This is a genomic window from Nitrosospira sp. CT (assembly GCF_059489795.1).
In genome coordinates, this window is sequence record NZ_JCAHZJ010000050.1 from 24,317 (window position 1) to 41,990 (window position 17,674).

Consider the following 17,674-nt stretch of genomic DNA (forward strand, 5'->3'; position numbering starts at 1 on the left):
CTTTATTGCATTTTTTTTGGAGGAAAACAATGGAAGCAACAGCTACAAAAGAACATTTGAATTTTCAGACCGAGGTCAAGCAACTCCTCAAGCTGATGATTCATTCCTTGTATAGTAACAAGGAAATTTTCTTGCGCGAACTCATTTCCAACGCATCGGATGCTGCCGACAAGCTGCGGTTCGAAGCTTTGACCGATGGGGCGCTGTACGAATCCGATTCGGACCTGAAAATACGTGTAAGTTACGATAAGGAGGCGCGCACCATTACTGTTGCGGACAATGGCATAGGCATGTCGCGACAGGAGGTGATAGATCATATCGGCACTATCGCCAAATCCGGCACACGTGAATTTTTCGACGCATTAACCGGCGACCAAGCCAAGGATGCGCACCTGATCGGCCAGTTCGGGGTGGGTTTTTATTCCGCATTCATTGTTGCTGACAAAGTGACGCTTACCACGCGGCGCGCCGGCCTGACGCACGAACACGGTGTTCGCTGGGAATCGGGCGGTGAGGGAGATTACACTCTTGAGACAATCGAGAAACCTGACCGCGGCACCGAGGTGACCCTGCATTTGCGCGAAGGAGAGGATGAGCTGCTCAATGGCTGGCGGTTGCGCTCCATCATCCGCAAGTACTCGGACCATATCACCCTTCCCATCGTGATGAAAAAAGAGGAATGGTCGCAGGAAAAAAATGAAAATACGATCACCGAGGAAGACGAAACCATCAATCAGGCAAGCGCCTTGTGGGCGCGGCCGAAAAACGAGATCAGCGAAGAGCAGTACAACGAATTCTACAAGCATGTCGCGCACGATTTCGAACCTCCGCTGGCGTATGTTCACGCCAGGGTAGAGGGCAAGCAGGAATATACGCAACTGCTTTACATCCCCTCCCGCGCTCCGTTCGATCTGTATGATCGCGAATCCCGCCACGGCATCAAACTGTATGTCAGAAGAGTATTCATAATGGATGATGCCAAACAGTTGCTGCCCAATTACCTGCGTTTCGTACGAGGAATAATAGATTCGAATGACCTCCCGCTGAATGTCTCCCGCGAAATATTGCAGGAATCGAAGGACATTGAAGCCATGCGGGCCGGCTCGGTGAAAAAGGTGCTGGGATTACTCGATGACCTCGCGCAAGGTGAAAAGGACGACGAGAAGGCCAAATTCAAGACCTTCTGGAAGGAATTCGGCCAGGTTATGAAAGAGGGGGTAGCGGAAGACTATGCCAACCGCGAGCGCATCGCCAAGCTGCTGCGCTTTGTTTCTACCCATTCCGATTCGGAAGAGCAGGACGTCTCCTTGAGCGATTATGTAGGACGCATGAAGGACGGGCAGGAAAAGATCTACTATGTCACGGCCGACAGTCTCACGGCGGCTAAAAGCAGTCCGCACCTCGAAATTTTCCGCAAGAAAGACATTGAAGTCATTCTGTTGTTCGATCGCGTGGATGAGTGGCTGGTTGCGAATCTGCCTGAGTTCGAGGGTAAACACCTGCAGTCCGTAGCAAAGGGCAGTCTCGATCTGGGTAAACTGGAGGACGAGGCGGAGAAAAAGGAGCAGGAAAAAGAAGCGGGTGAATACAAGGAGCTTACCGAGAAGATAAAAGAAGCGCTCGGCGAGCAGGTAAAGGATGTGCGGATCACCTTGCGTCTGACCGAATCTCCCGCCTGCTTGGTGGCGGAAACCCATGACATGAGCGGAAACCTGGAGCGCCTGCTCAAGTCTGCCGGGCAGAAGGTCACGCATACCAAACCTATCCTGGAAATCAATCCGTACCATCCCATGGTAGAGCGCCTGAAATCGGAGGAGACTCATTTCGCCGACTGGAGCCACATTTTGTTCGACCAGGCGTTGTTGGCCGAGGGCGGGCAACTGGATGATCCCGCCAGTTTCGTGAAGCGTATCAATCAGTTGTTTCTGAGCACCGGCGGGAACACGGCATGACGCGGCCGGCAGCGTAAATCCGATGTGTGACGTGGACTATGTTTTTGAAGCCCGCTAGGAAGGAACCAGGGTCGCGAATAGCTCCCGGTGGGCTGTGTCGTTGATGGCGACGACGGCGGGGTGCGTAAGACGGCGTTCCAGCGAGATAGCGTAAAACTGTTCGGTAACCTCGTCAGTGCGGCCGACAACAACAACGCCATGTTCACGCCGCACCTCGTCGGCTATTACGGATGGGGCAATGAAAATGCCGATACCTGCCTGGCCGAATGCCTGCATCAGTGCGCTGTCGTCGAATTCTCCCACGATGCGGGGGCGGAGTTGGTGGACGTCGAACCATCGCATCAATGGTATCCGTATGGCGGCGTCTTTACCGGGAATGAGCAAGGGGGCCGCATCGAGAACATGGGGCCACTTTTTTTTGAACGTTTTTGCAAGATGTGGTGCGGCAAAAAATGTAATGCCGCAGTTTCCCAGCTTATGGCTGTAGCCTTTCACATTTGCTTCATCCCGCATGGGTCGGTCGGCCAGTATCAAATCGACTCGCTGGATCGCCAACTCCACCAGCAACCGCACCAGTTTGTCCTCTCGGCAGACGATGCGTACAGGCGAAGCAAGCTCCATGGCAGGTGTTAACAATCGGTAGGCGATGGACTTGGGGACCGCATCGTCGACGCCCACCCGGAATGGAATGGCGTGGCGTTCCGGGCGGGCCCGCAATGCTTCTTCCAGTTCGTTTCCAATCTGAAAGATTTCGTCGGCATATGATAGGGCAAGCCGTCCCGTTTCGGTCAATTCAAGGCGTCTCCCCACTCGTAAAAAAAGTGGCGCCCTCAGTGCGTCTTCCAATAATCCGATCTGGCCGCTCAGAGTCTGGGGCGTAAGGTTCAAGCGTTCGCTGGCGCGGACAATGCTGCCTGCCTTGGCCACTGCCCAAAAATAGTGTAATTGCTTGTAATTAAGCATATCAGTGTGCAGGCAAACTCGATACTTCGTGAAAACCGATTATATCATCAGCGAGATACTACTTTTCTTGATGCAATTTCTCCTCTAGACTAAATTGGATGAGCTTTGCCGTGTCATCCGTCTCGCGTATCGCGCGTTCATATTTATATGCTGTTCCTTTCGCCGCTCCAACTGGCAGCAAAGCTGCTGTCGTCGCTGTTGTTGAGACCTTCTTTTCCGTAGTCTTAATGCGTCCGGTGCAATCGTTCAGGCATTGCTTCGAAGAAATCAACGGGTAGCACATGCATATATCACGTCTTTGCCGTATTCTGCCAGCCCTGATCCTTGTTTCGCCACTCCCGCCGGCTTTGGCTCAGCAGCCTTCAACGATCCCTGCTATTACCCAACCTCCGGCGCTTCCGCCGGCTATGGCGCCTGCTCCTGCGCCACCTGTCATGCCTGCGCCCCGGTCGCCAGCCCTGCCACCGGCCACTGCGCCCGGCCCAACCGTGCCGGGACCGGCAACGGGACGGTTGCCTGGCTTGCTGGCTCCTGCCGCACCTGCTCCAACCATGCCTACGCCAGCTACACCGCCTTCCCAGCTCCTTACCATTGAGGAGTTGCAGCGGCTCGGATTGAAGGCCAACGGCCTGGTGCAGGCAGCGAATTTTCAAATAAGAGCTGCGGAAGCGGGCGTCGTGGGTGCCTCGGCTTATCCCAATCCGCAACTGACCTTCATGGCGGGTCCGCAGCATGCGCGTGTTGTCCCCCAGGCCCTTCCTGCAAACAGCCACCGTCAATTTACCATATCCCAGACGATCGAGAATCCGTTCCTCCGGAGTGCGCGCATCGGCTCGGCAGAAGCAGGGGTGGATGCCAGTCATGCAGGCCTGGAACAGGTGAGGGCGGATTTGGCGGCGCAGTTACGTGTCGCTGCCTATGAACTGATCCTGCGGCAGGAAGTGGCGCGAGTGGAGGCAAGCGTTTCCGATCTGATGGAGGAAATACGCCGTCGCGTCAAGGTGCGTGTCGATGTGGGGGAGGCGCCACGCTTCGAACTGATCAGGGCCGAAACGGAAGTTCTGGCCGCGGCTTCACGTAAGGAAGCGGCGCACTTGAATGCCCAAAGAGCGCGTATTGCCCTGATACAACTCACTGCTGGCGCCTTGCAGCCTGATTTCCAGATACAGGGATCGCTCGCACAGCCCGTGAACCTTCCCCCCCTGGAAGAGTTGCGCGAAACTGTACCGGCAGTCAATCCGGAAATTACGCGCCTGCAGGCCGAATGGAACCGGGCGCGGCTGCGGATCGACCAGGAACGCGCCGCGGTGCTGCCATCGTTAACCGTATTGCTCAGTAATTTCCAGGAGGCGCAGTATACCTCGAACCTCGCCGGCCTGAATGTGACCATCCCATTGTTCTATCAGCGACGCGGCGAAATCAATGCGGCTGTTGCGGACTCGGAGCGGGCGCGCGGAATATTGGAGTTTCGGCGCTTTGAAATAGGACAGCTGCTGGAATCCGCCTGGCAGGCCAAGCAGATCGCCCAGCGCAGGGTGGACATGTTCGACGGCGGATTGGTCAAGGAAGCTGAAAAGGCGCTGGAAATTGCGCAGGCAGCCTACCGCTTTGGCGAACGCGGCCTGATCGAAGTGCTCGATACGCAGCGCGTGCTGCGCGGAGTGCTTTCGGACTTCTTGCAGGCGCGGTTCGATTTGCAGGCCGCGGTTACCGAGATTGACCGCCTCCGGGCATATTACCCCAAGGAAGACTTCGAATGAAAATCACTATGCCGTTAATCGGCATCCTGCTTGTATTGTCTGTTTCCGGGTGCGGGGGCGGCAAGCCGGCAGTCAAAGAGGAGGTTGTGGCAAAGGAGCCGGAAAACGCGAATCTCGTCACACTGGAGCCCGAAAAGATGCATCACGTCAAGGTTGGGAAACCCACCTTGATCAATATCGCCGACAAGCTGCAGGCGCCGAGCCAGGTCGAGGTGGATGAGCACAGGCTGGTTCGTGTCGGGGCTAACGTCACCGGCCGAATTATCGATGTGTACGCCATGCTGGGCGACAACGTCGAGGCGGGCGCCGAACTCGCTCGTATTTCCAGTCCGGAATTGACTCAGGCGCAACTGGCTTACCTGCGGGCGTTCTCCCTTGAAACCCTGGCGGAAAAAGCGGCCGAGCGTGCGCGCCATTTGCTCGCCGCAGACGTCATCAGTATTGCGGAAATGCAGCGGCGCGAGTCCGAGCTGCAGGTTTCGCGGGCAGAGTTGGGCGCAGCGGCGGATCAATTGCGCCTGCTGGGCATGGACAGCAGAGCCCTGAGCAAGCTTGGGAAAGACGGAACCCTCATGCCCTCAGTAGCGATCAAGAGTTCCAAGCCGGGCGTCGTTATCGAGCGGAATGTCGCCATTGGGCAGGTAGTCCAACCCTCCGACTTGTTGTTTCAGGTTGCCGATCTCTCTTCTGTATGGGTCGTGGGTGACGTGCCGGAGCAGATTGCGCGCCATGTGCAGGTTGGTCAGCACGTGGAGATTCACGTTCCAGCGCTGGGAAATATCAGCTTCGACGGTTTGATCATCTTTGTCGCCGATACCGTGAATCCGTTGACAAGAACAGTGATGGTGCGGACCGTTGTAGAAAACCCGCGGAGAAAGCTCAAGCCAGCCATGCTTGCCAGCATGCATATTCTCGACAATCCGGTTGAAAGTCTGGTGGTGCCGGAGACGGCGGTAGTTCGCGAAAACAATCAGGACTATATATTTCTTGCCCAGGGCGACAACCGGTTTCTGCGCGTCCCCGTCGAACTGGGTGCGGAAGTAGGCGATGTGCGTCCTGTGCTGAAAGGACTTTCCATCGATCAGACCGTTGTAGTCGACGGCGCATTTCACCTGGAAAACGAGCGCAAGCTCGCCGAACTGGAATAGTCCCGTGCTGGCATCAATCATTCGTGCAATGCTCAAGCAACGCCTGATAGTGGTGGTGGTCGCGCTCGGCTTGGTGGCTGCCGGCATGCGCGCGTCAACCAAGCTGTCGGTTGACGCCTTTCCCGATGTGACCAACGTTCAGGTGCAGGTCGCCACCGAGGCGCCGGGCCGCAGTCCGGAAGAAATCGAGCGGATTGTCACTGTACCGGTGGAAATTGCGATGACTGGGCTGCCCGGGCTGGTGGAGATGCGCTCCCTGAACAAGAGTGGAATATCGCTCATCACGATGGTTTTCACGGATGAGACGGATGTCTATTTTGCGCGCCAGTTGGTGATGGAGCGGTTGCTTGGCGTTGCCAGCAAGATGCCGCCTGGTATTACACCGGTACTTGGACCTGTCACTACCGGCCTGGGGGAGGTCTATCAATATACCCTGGAGCATCCCGATGACGGTAAGCAAGCGCTTTCAGTGGAGGAGCTGACGCGGCGGCGCACCATACAGGACTGGGTAGTACGGCCGTTGTTGCGTTCTGTGCAGGGCGTGGCCGAAATCAATTCGCAGGGGGGTTACGTCAAGCAATACCATGTGCTGGTCAACCCTGACCGCTTGCGCCACTACGATCTGACCTTGTCGCAGGTGGATCGGGCGATTGCGAGTAATAACGCCAACTCGAGTGGCAACATCTTGCCTCTTCATGCCGAGCAGTACCTGATCAGGGGCGTCGGACTGATCCAGTCGTTGGACGACATCAAAAACATTGTTCTGAAAGAAGTCGACGGCGTTCCTGTGTTCGTACGGGACGTTGCCGAGGTTAAATTCGGGGCGGAAGTGCGGCAGGGCGCGAGTATCAAGGGTGGATATACCGAGTCCGTCGCGGGTATTGTGATGATGCTGCGTGGCGGGAATGCGAAGGAAATTGTCGCGCGAGTAAAGGCAAAGGTTGCCGAAATCAACGATCGCAAGCTGTTACCAGGCGGTCTTCAGATCGTTCCATTCTATGATCGTACCGACCTCGTGGATGCTGCATTGTGGACGGTAAGCAAAGTCCTGATGGAAGGTATTTTTCTGGTTGTGGTCGTATTGTTCATATTTCTGGGAGATGTCCGCTCCAGCCTGATCGTCGTCGCGACGCTGATCATTACGCCGCTGGTCACCTTTATGGTGATGAACCAGCAGGAGATTTCCGCCAATCTGATGTCGCTCGGAGGACTTGCCATTGCCATTGGTTTGATGGTCGATTCTACCGTGGTAGTGGTGGAAAATGTTTATCATCGCCTTGGGCATGCGAGCGGCACGCGTGAATCCAGACTGCAAATCATCCTCGATGCGGTCGTCGAGGTAGGAACGCCAGTGATTTTCGGTATCTGTATTATCATTCTGGTATTTCTTCCGCTCATGGCATTGCAGGGCATGGAGGGCAAGACCTTCAGCCCGCTTGCATTCACCATTGCGATCGCGTTGGCGGTGTCGCTGGTCGTATCGTTGACGCTTTCACCCGTGCTCTGTGCCTATATTCTCAAGGGGGGCGCCGATAAAGATACTCGGATCATAGCCTTACTCAAATCGACTTATCATCGGTTGCTGAATTCGGCCTTGGCGCACGAGAAAACCACGATCGTCACTGCAATCGGTCTGCTCGCATTATCGTTTTCGTTGTTTCCGCTCCTCGGAAAATCCTTCATCCCGACCATGCAGGAGGGCTCCATTACGCCTGTCATCATCCGGGTGCCTTCGATCTCGCTGGATGAGGCTATCAAAATCGAATCGGAGGCAATGGCGCTGATTGCGGCAGTGCCGGGTGTCAAGACCGTGGTATCGAAGCTTGGTCGTGGGGAGTCTCCTGCTGACCCGGCTTCGCAGAACGAGTCTGATCCCATTGCTGCGCTGGATCCGGAATCCGGTCGAACCCAGGCGGAAGTCGAGGAGGATATTCGCAAGGCCTTGGCTGTCTTACCCGGTGTATCCATTGTGTTGTCCCAACCTATTGCGCAACGTGTTGACGAGATGGTGACCGGTGTACGCTCGGAGGTTGCCGTCAAAATTTTTGGCGATGATCTGGAAAAGTTGCGCGAACTGTCTGAACAGGTGGCGCGCATCCTGAAGTCTGTACGCGGCGCGCGCGACCTTCGCATCGAGCGTTTATCGGGACAGCAATCCCTGACCATCGATATCAACCGGTACGCGATCGCGCGCCATGGTCTCAATGTTGCCGATGTGAATGAACTGATCCAGACGGCCATCGGGGGAAAGGCGGTGACGACCGTATTCGAGCGTGAACGACGCATCTCGCTCATTCTGCGCTTTCCGGAGCAGTTTCGCGACGACGTAGAGTCGATTCGCGATCTTCTGCTGCGGCGTCCGGGCGTACGTGGTGCGGATGGCGTCCTGGCAAATGGAGGCGTCTTGGTGCCGCTGAGTGCCGTTGCGGATATTCGCGTTGTCGATGGGCCGGCGCAGGTATCGCGTGAATATGCGAAACGACGCGTAGTGGTAGGCGTTAATGTGCATGAACGCGATCTCGGGAGCTTCGTTGAAGAAGTGCAGCAGCGCATCGCGAAGGAAATACAGCTTCCAACAGGTTATTACTTTGTCTGGGGTGGCCAGTTCGAGAACATGGAACGCGCAATGGAAACACTTTCGATAATAGTCCCGCTTACCATCGCTGTGATTTTCTTCTTGCTGTTTGTGCTGTTCAATTCGATCAAACTCGCCGGACTCATCATCCTCGTGCTGCCATTTGCTTCCATCGGCGGAGTCATTGGACTCTTTGTCACCGGCGAATATCTTTCAGTGCCGGCCTCCGTCGGTTTTATCGCGTTATGGGGTATTGCAGTTCTCAATGGGATCGTGCTGATTTCCTATATCCGGAAGCTGCGCGAGCAGGGAGCAAGTATAGCGGAATCGGTCATCAAGGGCTGTGAGCAACGCTTCCGGCCAGTGCTGATGACGGCAACAGTTGCGATGCTTGGCTTGATACCATTTCTCTTCGCGACCGGTCCGGGTTCGGAAGTGCAACGTCCCCTCGCCGTGGTGGTCATTGGTGGATTGATCACCTCAACCCTGCTGACACTGGTTGTATTGCCGACTTTATACCGCTGGTTTGACGAGAAGCCGGTAGAAATCTGAGGAGGAATCAAGACCCTTGTTGCTGATGACTGGCCTCTTGCCCTGTCTGTCGCCGGAGAATGTCTAATTTTTGAAGCCCGGCAACACGCTACTCAAGGTAAAATAGCGCAGAAAATTTTATCAAGTAAGAACATGCTGTCATCTCAACCCTCCTCAAAAGACAAAGCAAAAATTCTGGCTGAAGCGTTGCCTTATATTCAACGCTTTCACGGGAAAACCATTGTCATCAAATATGGTGGGAACGCCATGACTGAGGAGAATCTCAAAAAGTGTTTCGCTCATGACGTAGCGCTGCTGAAAGTGGTAGGGATGAACCCGGTAATCGTTCATGGAGGAGGCCCCCAGATCAACGATATGTTGAAGCGGGTGGGCAAGCAGGGCGCCTTCATTCAGGGAATGCGCGTGACCGATGCGGAAACCATGGATGTCGTAGAGATGGTGCTGGGATTGATCAATAAGGAAATCGTCAATCTCATCAATCAGCACGGTGGCCGCGCAGTTGGCCTGACAGGCAAGGACGGCAGTTTTATCCGTGCAAAAAAAATGCTGATGCGCGACAAAGAGAGAGCGCACGAGTGGGTCGATCTCGGCCAGGTTGGAGAAATCGAGGACATCGATCCTGCCCTGATCGAGTTGCTCGAAACCCGGGATTTCATCCCGGTAATCGCCCCCGTGGGCGTGGGCAACCGCGGCGAATCCTATAACATCAATGCTGACCTGGTCGCGGGGGAACTGGCGCTGGTTTTGAACGCGGAAAAACTTATACTGCTTACCAACACACCAGGCGTACTGGATAGGGAAGGGAATTTGCTGACAGGATTGACTGCACAGAGGGTGGATGAATTAATTGCCGATGGTACCATCTCAGGAGGAATGATTCCCAAGATCAGTTCTGCGCTGGATGCAGTCAAAAGCGGTGTCAAATCGTGTCACATCATCGATGGACGTGTAGAGCACGGATTATTGCTTGAAGTGCTGACGGATGAGGGAGTTGGAACACTCATAAAGGCGAACTGATTTACTGCTTCATGGTAATCCGACAGGGCGACGTGCGGTTTCTGGCCAAATATCCCTCAAAATCCTTATGGATTTCCTTCGAGTGAGGTGGTCACCGAAATTTCCTGGTAAGGACCGAACACCTGAAGTTGAGTTTTATTAATTCGGTGAGCAGTTTGGACTGGATTTCGGTTTGCTGGATTCCGAGTCAGGCCCGGAATGACGAGATACATGGTGCTTTCTGGCCGGATCAATAGATACGACAAGGTACACGGAACGAAGCAAGTGTAATCCGGGAGATACACTTGTTTTACAGGATGATCTCAGCGCTGCGGCCTGCCTTGGTATGCTGCGTGTGCTAGTTATTATATAAGTGAAGTGGCAAAGCTTGAAATTCGGTATTGATGAAGCGAGGGATCAATGACGGGCAGGCCTGGGGAAAGAAAAGATCAGATTCTGCAGGTTCTGGCAGAGATGTTGGAAGAGCCTAGAGCAGGTAAGATTACCACAGCGGCGCTGGCGGCAAAACTGGATGTTTCCGAGGCCGCCCTTTATCGTCATTTCGCCAGCAAAGCACAAATGTTTGACAATTTGATCGAATTCATAGAAAAAACCCTGCTCACCTTCATCAATAAGATGATAGCGGAAGAAAAGAGCGGCATCAGGCAGATTGAAGGCATCCTTGCCCTATTGCTTGGTTTTGCAAAGAAAAATCCTGGAATGACCAGGGTGTTGATCGGCGATGCCTTGATAAACGAGAATGAGCGTTTGCAAAATCGCGTCAACCAACTGCACGACCGGCTGGAGGCCACGCTCAAGCAGGCGTTACGTTTTGCAGTAAGCGAGCGGGAAATAGTAGAGGACTTGGACGTATCCGCTCACGCAAATATGCTGCTATGCTATGTTGTGGGTCGCTGGCACCAGTTTGCCAAAAGCGGCTTCAAACGCGATCCGATGGAATATTGGGAAGCACAGTTTAGAGAGATAGCTTCCAGCAATTCCTTCGGGCAGGTGGTTTCGTAGTACTGCGGCATGCTTACGCTCGATTTTCGGGGAGCCCATCAAATTTCAAGCTCACTGTGCGAACTAGGACGCACCCGTTCCAGAGTATCAACATCCCTCTTGCGGTAAATGAGCACCATGTGGGGTTTTATGTGACAGTCGCGATACCCTTTTCATTTACCCTTCATTCCATGGTCCACACAGCGAGCTGGTAAGAGCACATCCCTTACCAGCAGGTTCATTACGGCTTCCAGTAGAGAATTGATATCACGATGCGACGAATCAGCCTTCACAAGCTTGAAGTCGCGCCTGAAGGTATGCGATAACCTAATCCGGCGCATTCAGATGCTTCATCAAATCTTCTACGGTTTCAAACGGGGTTATATTTTCCCCCCGCTCGAGCTCTTCCATGGCCTTGATGGTTTCAGCGTTCGGCTCAAAAAAATCGAACGGATGAAACGGCGGTTCCTTTTTCTTGGCGACGCTGGTCAGAAACATGCGTATTCCATCCGAAGGGGTAAGGCCATTTGTTCTAGAATGCGGCTTGCTTCCTCTTTCACTTGCGCGTCAATCCGGGCGCGTACGATCTCAGTTTTTGCCATTTGGGTCATTCTCGATTAAAACCATATTGTGGTACAAACGAACCACAGTTTTTAATATCGTTTGAAACGGCAGCATCAGCAGGCCACCTGGAATCGCAGCAGGGAAGATATTCCCCCTCTGGTGATATCGTGTGGGCTGGTTGGCTGCTGCAGGTGCCAGCGCTCAGGCGAATGTGAGCGGGCAGGGCGGGCTTCCACGATCACACCGTGGGCTAAACACTGGTTACGCAGTTTCCGCAAACCTCGCATGCTGGATCCTTTCTCAGTTCGGACGATTTCCATTTCATGGCAAGACCGTCCAGCGTAAGCAGGCGACCGTTCAAGGTCTGGCCGGTGTTGGTGAGAATTTTCAGTGTTTCCGCAGCCTGCATGCAGCCAATGACTCCTACCAGCGGCGCAAACACGCCCATCAATGCACAACGCATGTCCTGATCTTCGCCACCTGCTGGAAACAGGCAGTGATAGCATGGACTGTTCGAATGTCTGCGATCGAACACCGCGACTTGCCCCTCAAAACGCACGGCTGCACCTGATACGAGCGGCTTGCGGCGAAGGACGCAAGAATGGTTGATGGCATAGCGGGTGGGAAAATTATCGCTCGCGTCCACGACCACATCGGCGTCCCCGACCAGTTGCAGCAATCTTTTTTCATCCATGCGCTCGTCCAGTTCGATTACTTCGACTTCAGGATTGATTTTCGCAAGGGTCTTTCTGGCAGAGTGTGTTTTCGGGGCGCCGATGTCGTCTGTACCATGAATGATCTGGCGCTGGAGGTTCGTCAGGTCAACTCTGTCATTGTCACAGATGGTGAGTCTTCCCACCCCGCTCGAAGCAAGATACATGGCGGCAGGGGAGCCGAGGCCCCCCGCGCCGACTACCAGTACATGCGACCGGATCAACGCTTCCTGACCCTGTATTCCTATCTCTGGCAACAGGATGTGACGGCTGTAACGCAGCAACTGATCGTCATTCATTTGGAAGATGATTCGCCGCCGTCCGGGAATGCTACTGGATATCCCCCTTTTTCAGAAGATGGGAGTAGCGGGCATAAGTGAGGCATACGGGGACATAAGGACAGATGCGAGGCAATCAGATGGGCAGTGTATCAATGTGAATTTCCCGGAGATAGGGGAAAGGTGGGGGGCGTAATAAATAAGCGGGGCGATGCACTAAACGTGCTCGACCTTATGCACAGCATCTGTGGACTTTGCAGGGAGGCAGGCAGCGGAAGAATTATGGCATTTCGCCTCGATTCTTTCGCTGCCTTATGTTCAGGAGTTGCCTCAGTTTTCTATTTTTGCAGTTGCCCGCTTGCCTGAATTTTCCTTGATATAGCTGATCGCCTGAACCAGCAGCAGATCATCGCTGGAGCCGAATTCAGGAGGTGACTCACGCTTCTTGCTCTTGTCTTCTTCGTTCTCGGGCTTGGCCGGCTTGACTCCCGTTTTTGGCGCCACCTTAGCTTCCGGCACTACCTTTGCTTCCGCTTCCCGTTTCGACTCTTCTGCCTTGCCATTGGAGAGATGACGATCGAGATCAGCTTCACGCAGGCGCTCGACTTCATCCTTTGCCAACTCGTCCATGACATCAGGCGTAATTCCCTTGGCCTGGATGGATTGCCCATTTGGCGTATAGTACCGCGCTGTGGTCAATTTGATGGCTGTGTTGTTCCCCAGCGGTAAAATGGTTTGCACCGAACCTTTACCGAAGGTTTGCGTTCCCATCACGATCGACCGTTTATGATCCTGCAATGCGCCGGCGACGATTTCCGAGGCTGAAGCCGAGCCGCCGTTTACGAGCGTCACCATCGGTACTGTCTTGATCCCCGGTGGGAGCCGCTTGACATAGTCATTCTTCGTATCGCGCAGATAGAACTCAGGACTGGCCTTGAGTTTCATCTTTGCATCTTCGCTACGGCCATCAGTATAGACAACCAGAGAATCCTCCGGTAAAAAGGCCGCAGATACTGCCACTGCCCCATTCAGCAGGCCGCCCGGGTCATTACGCAGGTCCAGCACCAGTCCCTTCATCGACCCGGCATTTTCCTTGAAAAGCTTATCTATCGCTTTTGCCAGATTTTCCCCCGTCTGTTCCTGAAACTGGGTGATACGAATATACCCATAGCCGGGTTCGATCATTTTCGACTTCACGCTTTGTATCCTGATGACGGCGCGAACCAACGGGAACACAATCGGCTTGGTCTCACCCTTGCGTACGACGGTAAGGGTAATAGGCGTATCGGGCTTGCCGCGCATGCGCTTGATGGCCTCCGTAAGCGAGAGACCCTTGACTGCCGTATCGTCCAGCTTGATGATAAGATCTCCCGGTTTTATCCCGGCGCGGAAAGCGGGCGTATCCTCTATAGGAGAAATGACCTTGACAAACCCGTCTTCCATACTGACTTCGATGCCCAGGCCACCGAACTCGCCCTGCGTGCCAATCTGCAGCTCCTTGAACGCATCTGCATCAAGATAGGCGGAATGAGGATCGAGGCCCGTCAGCATGCCATTGATGGCTTCGGTGATGAGCTTTTTGTCTTCTACCGGTTCGACGTAATCATTTTTTATCCGGCCGAACACTTCTGTGAAGGCGCGAAGTTCCTCCACCGGAAGGGGATGCAGGACCCCCTGCGGTTCCTTATCGGCAACAGCAGAAAAATTGAGGCTCAGCATCACGCCGGTGATTGCACCGAAAATGACGAGGCCGAACTGCCGCATTTTGTCGCCCATTAAATATTCTCCAAACAAGTCAAATTGTTGCTTAGATCATTTTATTCTGACCCAGTTCAAAGGGTCAAACGGTTTGCCCTGATGGCGCAATTCAAAGTATAGGCCGGTATCGGAGTTTCCACTGCTATTGCCTACTGTGGCTATCGTCTCTCCGGCATTGATCACGTCTCCCACCCGCTTATGGACCGCTTCATTATTTCCATAAAGACTCATATAGCTGTCGCCGTGGTCCAGAATCATCAGATTGCCGAACCCTCTGAGCCAGTCGGCGAATACGACGCGTCCATTTGCAATCGCCTTTACACTCTCGCCGCCAGCGGCGCGGATGAACAACCCTTTCCAGGTAACGCCACCATCTGCACGTGGACTCCCGAAGCGGTTCGCAAGTTCCCCGCGTACTGGTGAATTCAGGCGGCCGCGGAGGGAGGAGAAGGACGTTCCATTCGTGAATGGCATCGCATTCTCCGATGAATCGGGGGAACTGCTGTTGCTGGCAGGAGCAGGGGGTACGCCTGGCTCGGAAGGTTTTTCAGATGCCTCGAATTTCTTTTTCTTCGCAAGCATCCTGGTAAGTTTTTCCACCAGCCTGGTGAGACGGTCTTCATTGCGTCTGAGCCGGTTGATTTCGCGCCGCTGCTCTTCGGCCTGCAGTGATATTTCTGCCAGAAGCTTCGCGTGACCGTCTTTTTGTTGTTCGAGCTGTACTTTCTGCTCGGCGTGCCGTGCGTGCACACCCGAGATCTCGGCACTTTTTTCCCGGCTGGCGAGGCTGAGCGTATTGAGCTTCTCAAGATTCGCACGCAGGCCATCGATACCTTCCTTGCGAGCGCGTGAGAAATATTCGTAATAGTGGAGATTGCGGGCTATTTCATTAGGATTCCGCTGACTCAGCAAGAGACTCAAGTACTCTTTTCGTCCGCCTCCGGCGATATAGAGCCCGTAAAGCAGGTTCCTCAACTGCAGTTGCTGCGCCGCTATTTCCTTCTTGATCTGGGCAGACTGCGCTTTCAGCTGGCCAAGCTTGCTGTTCGCTGCACGCCGCTGCTTGGCGAGTTCCGCAAGCCGCCGGTTAGCGGCATCGATCGCTTTTTCCGATTCGCGCAGCGCTCCCGCCGCTTCGGACCTGTATCCTTCCGTATCCGTGAGTTCCTTTTCCAGCGTCTCGATCTTGTTTCTCAGTTGTTTCAACTCTTCACTATCGGATGGCTCCGCGGCCACAGGTGCTTGCCAGATTAACAGCGCGCAGGCAGGGATAAGCGTGCGGCAGACCTTGAGCCAGAGACGAATACGGATTGAGGCTGAAATTTTCAAACGTATCAAGCGTGAGCGGATCCTACGCCATCGAGCAGTGGGATGAGAAGGAAAAGGCAGCCGGATCAGAAGTCAGAGAGTATGCTATAAAGAACAGACACGGCAAGTACGGCAACAGGAAAAACAGAGATTAAACCATAAGTTAAAGGTTGGGCAGAATTTTTCCCTGATTCGCGACGACCTGCATGGCCTGCTCGATTTTTGCCTGGTCTCCGAGATAATAGCTGCGGACCGGTTTCAAGTTGTCGTCAAGCTCATATACGAGTGGAACGCCGGTCGGAATATTGAGCTCCATGATTTCCTGTTCGGAAAGATTATCGAGATACATGACGAGGGCTCGCAGCGAATTTCCGTGCGCGGTGATAAGCACGCTTTTGTCACTTTTGACCTGCGGGGCAATGCTTTCAAGCCAGTAGGGCAGAAATCGTGCCACGGTATCCCGCAGGCACTCGGTAAGGGGAATATCCAGCTTTGGCAAGTTCCGGTAGCGAGGGTCGGAGCCGGGATAACGGGGATCATCGGGGATGAGCGCAGGCGGGCGAATATCGTAACTCCGCCGCCAGATCAATACCTGTTCTTCACCATATGCAACTGCTGTTTCAAGTTTGTTCAGGCCTTGCAACGCGCCATAATGACGCTCATTCAGCCGCCATGATAATTCGACGGGAATCCACATCTGATCCATTTCATCCAGCACGATCCATAATGTGCGAATGGCGCGCTTCAGTACCGAAGTGTAGGCGATATCGAAAGTGAATCCGGCTTCCCGCAACAGGCGTCCGGAATTGTGGGCCTCCTCCGCTCCTTTTGGAGTCAAGTCCACGTCTGTCCAGCCCGTAAAGCGATTCTCCTTGTTCCAGGTGCTTTCTCCATGTCGCAGGAGAACGAGTTTTTTCATGTTCTTGAGCAGATAATATTTTCCGCGATGGGAAAACTTTAAATTTTACCGTATTTTCGACACTACCGCAGCAGCCAGAGCAACTGACCAGCTGCCAGAAACCAGCTGCCAGAAGGAAGTGGTTAGGGCAGTGGTTGGGGCAAGTAGTTGGCGCGTCGGAATATCTTGATCCCTGCCACCGGCAGGATGCTTTACAGGACAACTTGCCCGCATCTTTGCCTTGCCCGGGATTCTTTCACACGTGCTCTGGGGCACAGCCACCATGCGAAACAAAGACTGAAAAAGGAGTGAAGCGTGAGAATTCCGTACACCTTCTGTCTCTGATAGAATAATCGGTTACGAAAGTCAAGGAAACCAGAGACGGGAGCCAGAGACTAAAGGGATTTTTAGGAGACTTGCTGTGTCATCATTCTTACAGAACAACATTACGCTGATTGTTGCTGCCCTCGCGAGCGGTATCCTGCTGTTATGGCCGCTGGTTTCGCGGCGTGGAAAAGAAGTGGATACGATGGCAGCGGTGCAGCTCATCAATTATAAGGAGGGGCTGGTGCTGGATGTACGCGAAGGGAGCGAATATGAGTCGGGACACGTTCCCAATTCAAAGCATATTCCAGCCGACAAGCTCGAACAGCGGTTGCAGGAGTTGGATAAGTTCAAGGACAAGCCGGTAATATTGATCCATCGCAGTGGGGCTAATACCACCGGCAAGGCGGGTTTCCTTCTGCGGAACCAGGGTTTTCAGCACGTGCACAATCTTGCGGGTGGTTTTGATGCCTGGCAGCAGGCCAATTTGCCGGTAATAAAAAAATGAGCGAGGGGTCTGCAAAGGTATTGATGTACTCCACCGGTTTCTGCCCGTATTGCGTCATGGCCGAACGGTTGTTGCGAGCCAGGGGCGTGGAGGAAATAGAAAAGATACGGGTGGATCTTGAACCCGCGCGCCGAGTGGAGATGATGGAGAAAACGGGACGCCGCACGGTTCCCCAGATCTATATTGGTGATATGCACGTGGGCGGTTATGACGATCTGGCGAAGCTTGACCGCAGTGAAGGGCTGGCAAAGCTCCTCGCAACGTGAGTTGCCTCTCGAAAAGGGCGAGGCAGGGAGGAGGGTTGCAGCAAGTTTGAGCAGGATGGGAACACCTTTTTGTGAACAGTTTTTATTTCCGGGGATTATGGTTTCGGAT

The 17,674-nt window shown here is 54.0% G+C and carries 15 protein-coding genes and 1 pseudogene; 8 read left to right on the forward strand and 8 right to left on the reverse strand.

The window, feature by feature from the left end:
- Window positions 1–29 precede the first annotated feature (29 nt).
- The gene (gene htpG, locus AC52W5_RS08475) at window positions 30–1,952 is read left to right on the forward strand and encodes a molecular chaperone HtpG (RefSeq protein WP_495670683.1); all 1,923 of its coding nucleotides are present in this window, start codon (window positions 30–32) and stop codon (window positions 1,950–1,952) included.
- A 54-nt stretch (window positions 1,953–2,006) separates the two neighbouring features.
- On the opposite strand, the gene nhaR is transcribed toward htpG, so the two are convergent.
- The gene (gene nhaR / locus AC52W5_RS08480) at window positions 2,007–2,915 is read right to left on the reverse strand and encodes a transcriptional activator NhaR (RefSeq protein ID WP_495670684.1); all 909 of its coding nucleotides are present in this window, start codon (window positions 2,913–2,915) and stop codon (window positions 2,007–2,009) included.
- Window positions 2,916–3,267: 352 nt separating this feature from the next.
- Window positions 3,268–3,468, reverse strand: coding sequence for a hypothetical protein (locus AC52W5_RS08485; RefSeq protein WP_495670685.1), 201 nt, complete (start codon window positions 3,466–3,468; stop codon window positions 3,268–3,270).
- On the opposite strand from AC52W5_RS08485, the gene AC52W5_RS08490 reads away from it, so the two are divergent.
- The 5 genes from AC52W5_RS08490 to slmA all read left to right on the forward strand — a co-directional run bounded on the left by AC52W5_RS08490 (window position 3,467) and on the right by slmA (window position 10,969).
- The gene (locus tag AC52W5_RS08490) at window positions 3,467–4,675 is read left to right on the forward strand and encodes a TolC family protein (RefSeq protein ID WP_495670686.1); all 1,209 of its coding nucleotides are present in this window, start codon (window positions 3,467–3,469) and stop codon (window positions 4,673–4,675) included. The two genes, AC52W5_RS08485 and AC52W5_RS08490, sit on opposite strands and share 2 nt — an antisense overlap.
- Window positions 4,672–5,823, forward strand: coding sequence for an efflux RND transporter periplasmic adaptor subunit (locus AC52W5_RS08495; RefSeq protein ID WP_495670687.1), 1,152 nt, complete (start codon window positions 4,672–4,674; stop codon window positions 5,821–5,823). The genes AC52W5_RS08490 and AC52W5_RS08495 overlap by 4 nt, the downstream gene beginning before the upstream one ends.
- Window positions 5,824–5,827: 4 nt before the next feature.
- Window positions 5,828–8,950 carry an efflux RND transporter permease subunit gene (locus AC52W5_RS08500; protein ID WP_495670688.1) on the forward strand — a complete coding sequence of 1,041 codons (3,123 nt, stop codon included), beginning with the start codon at window positions 5,828–5,830 and terminating at the stop codon, window positions 8,948–8,950.
- Window positions 8,951–9,082: 132 nt separating this feature from the next.
- On the forward strand, window positions 9,083–9,967 hold the full coding sequence (argB, locus tag AC52W5_RS08505) for an acetylglutamate kinase (RefSeq protein ID WP_177219713.1): 885 nt from the start codon (window positions 9,083–9,085) through the stop codon (window positions 9,965–9,967).
- Between the two features lie 399 nt (window positions 9,968–10,366).
- Complete coding sequence (gene slmA, locus AC52W5_RS08510) at window positions 10,367–10,969, forward strand: nucleoid occlusion factor SlmA (RefSeq protein ID WP_074974367.1); 603 nt, start codon at window positions 10,367–10,369, stop codon at window positions 10,967–10,969.
- A 38-nt stretch (window positions 10,970–11,007) separates the two neighbouring features.
- On the opposite strand, the pseudogene AC52W5_RS08515 reads toward slmA, so the two are convergent.
- From AC52W5_RS08515 to gpmA, 6 genes and pseudogenes are all read right to left on the reverse strand, one after another.
- Window positions 11,008–11,109 (reverse strand): annotated as a pseudogene (locus AC52W5_RS08515) (type II toxin-antitoxin system mRNA interferase toxin, RelE/StbE family); the annotation flags it as partial.
- A 166-nt stretch (window positions 11,110–11,275) separates the two neighbouring features.
- The gene (locus AC52W5_RS08520; RefSeq protein WP_256210384.1) at window positions 11,276–11,446 is read right to left on the reverse strand and encodes a type II toxin-antitoxin system RelB/DinJ family antitoxin; all 171 of its coding nucleotides are present in this window, start codon (window positions 11,444–11,446) and stop codon (window positions 11,276–11,278) included.
- A gap of 316 nt (window positions 11,447–11,762) precedes the next feature.
- Window positions 11,763–12,524 carry a HesA/MoeB/ThiF family protein gene (locus AC52W5_RS08525; RefSeq protein WP_495670689.1) on the reverse strand — a complete coding sequence of 254 codons (762 nt, stop codon included), beginning with the start codon at window positions 12,522–12,524 and terminating at the stop codon, window positions 11,763–11,765.
- A gap of 309 nt (window positions 12,525–12,833) precedes the next feature.
- Complete coding sequence (locus AC52W5_RS08530) at window positions 12,834–14,279, reverse strand: S41 family peptidase (protein WP_495670690.1); 1,446 nt, start codon at window positions 14,277–14,279, stop codon at window positions 12,834–12,836.
- A 36-nt stretch (window positions 14,280–14,315) separates the two neighbouring features.
- Window positions 14,316–15,599, reverse strand: a complete 1,284-nt coding sequence (locus tag AC52W5_RS08535; protein ID WP_495670691.1) for a murein hydrolase activator EnvC family protein — start codon at window positions 15,597–15,599, stop codon at window positions 14,316–14,318.
- Window positions 15,600–15,732: 133 nt separating this feature from the next.
- Window positions 15,733–16,488, reverse strand: coding sequence for a 2,3-diphosphoglycerate-dependent phosphoglycerate mutase (gene gpmA / locus AC52W5_RS08540; protein ID WP_495670692.1), 756 nt, complete (start codon window positions 16,486–16,488; stop codon window positions 15,733–15,735).
- 400 nt (window positions 16,489–16,888) lie between these two features.
- On the opposite strand from gpmA, the gene AC52W5_RS08545 reads away from it, so the two are divergent.
- Together AC52W5_RS08545 and grxC are read left to right on the forward strand one after the other, a co-directional pair.
- Complete coding sequence (locus AC52W5_RS08545; protein WP_074974363.1) at window positions 16,889–17,299, forward strand: rhodanese-like domain-containing protein; 411 nt, start codon at window positions 16,889–16,891, stop codon at window positions 17,297–17,299.
- The gene (gene grxC, locus AC52W5_RS08550) at window positions 17,296–17,565 is read left to right on the forward strand and encodes a glutaredoxin 3 (RefSeq protein ID WP_074974362.1); all 270 of its coding nucleotides are present in this window, start codon (window positions 17,296–17,298) and stop codon (window positions 17,563–17,565) included. Before AC52W5_RS08545 ends, grxC begins: the two co-directional genes overlap by 4 nt.
- Window positions 17,566–17,674: the final 109 nt, after the last annotated feature.

Coding starts and splice junctions, on each gene's coding strand:
- htpG (WP_495670683.1), top strand. CDS start 30: ATGGAAGCAACAGCTACAAAAGAACATTTGAATTTTCAGACCGAGGTC.
- nhaR (WP_495670684.1), bottom strand. CDS start 2,915: ATGCTTAATTACAAGCAATTACACTATTTTTGGGCAGTGGCCAAGGCA.
- AC52W5_RS08490 (WP_495670686.1), top strand. CDS start 3,467: ATGCCTACGCCAGCTACACCGCCTTCCCAGCTCCTTACCATTGAGGAG.
- AC52W5_RS08485 (WP_495670685.1), bottom strand. CDS start 3,468: ATGGTTGGAGCAGGTGCGGCAGGAGCCAGCAAGCCAGGCAACCGTCCC.
- AC52W5_RS08495 (WP_495670687.1), top strand. CDS start 4,672: ATGAAAATCACTATGCCGTTAATCGGCATCCTGCTTGTATTGTCTGTT.
- argB (WP_177219713.1), top strand. CDS start 9,083: ATGCTGTCATCTCAACCCTCCTCAAAAGACAAAGCAAAAATTCTGGCT.
- slmA (WP_074974367.1), top strand. CDS start 10,367: ATGACGGGCAGGCCTGGGGAAAGAAAAGATCAGATTCTGCAGGTTCTG.
- AC52W5_RS08520 (WP_256210384.1), bottom strand. CDS start 11,446: ATGTTTCTGACCAGCGTCGCCAAGAAAAAGGAACCGCCGTTTCATCCG.
- AC52W5_RS08525 (WP_495670689.1), bottom strand. CDS start 12,524: ATGAATGACGATCAGTTGCTGCGTTACAGCCGTCACATCCTGTTGCCA.
- AC52W5_RS08530 (WP_495670690.1), bottom strand. CDS start 14,279: ATGGGCGACAAAATGCGGCAGTTCGGCCTCGTCATTTTCGGTGCAATC.
- gpmA (WP_495670692.1), bottom strand. CDS start 16,488: ATGAAAAAACTCGTTCTCCTGCGACATGGAGAAAGCACCTGGAACAAG.
- grxC (WP_074974362.1), top strand. CDS start 17,296: ATGAGCGAGGGGTCTGCAAAGGTATTGATGTACTCCACCGGTTTCTGC.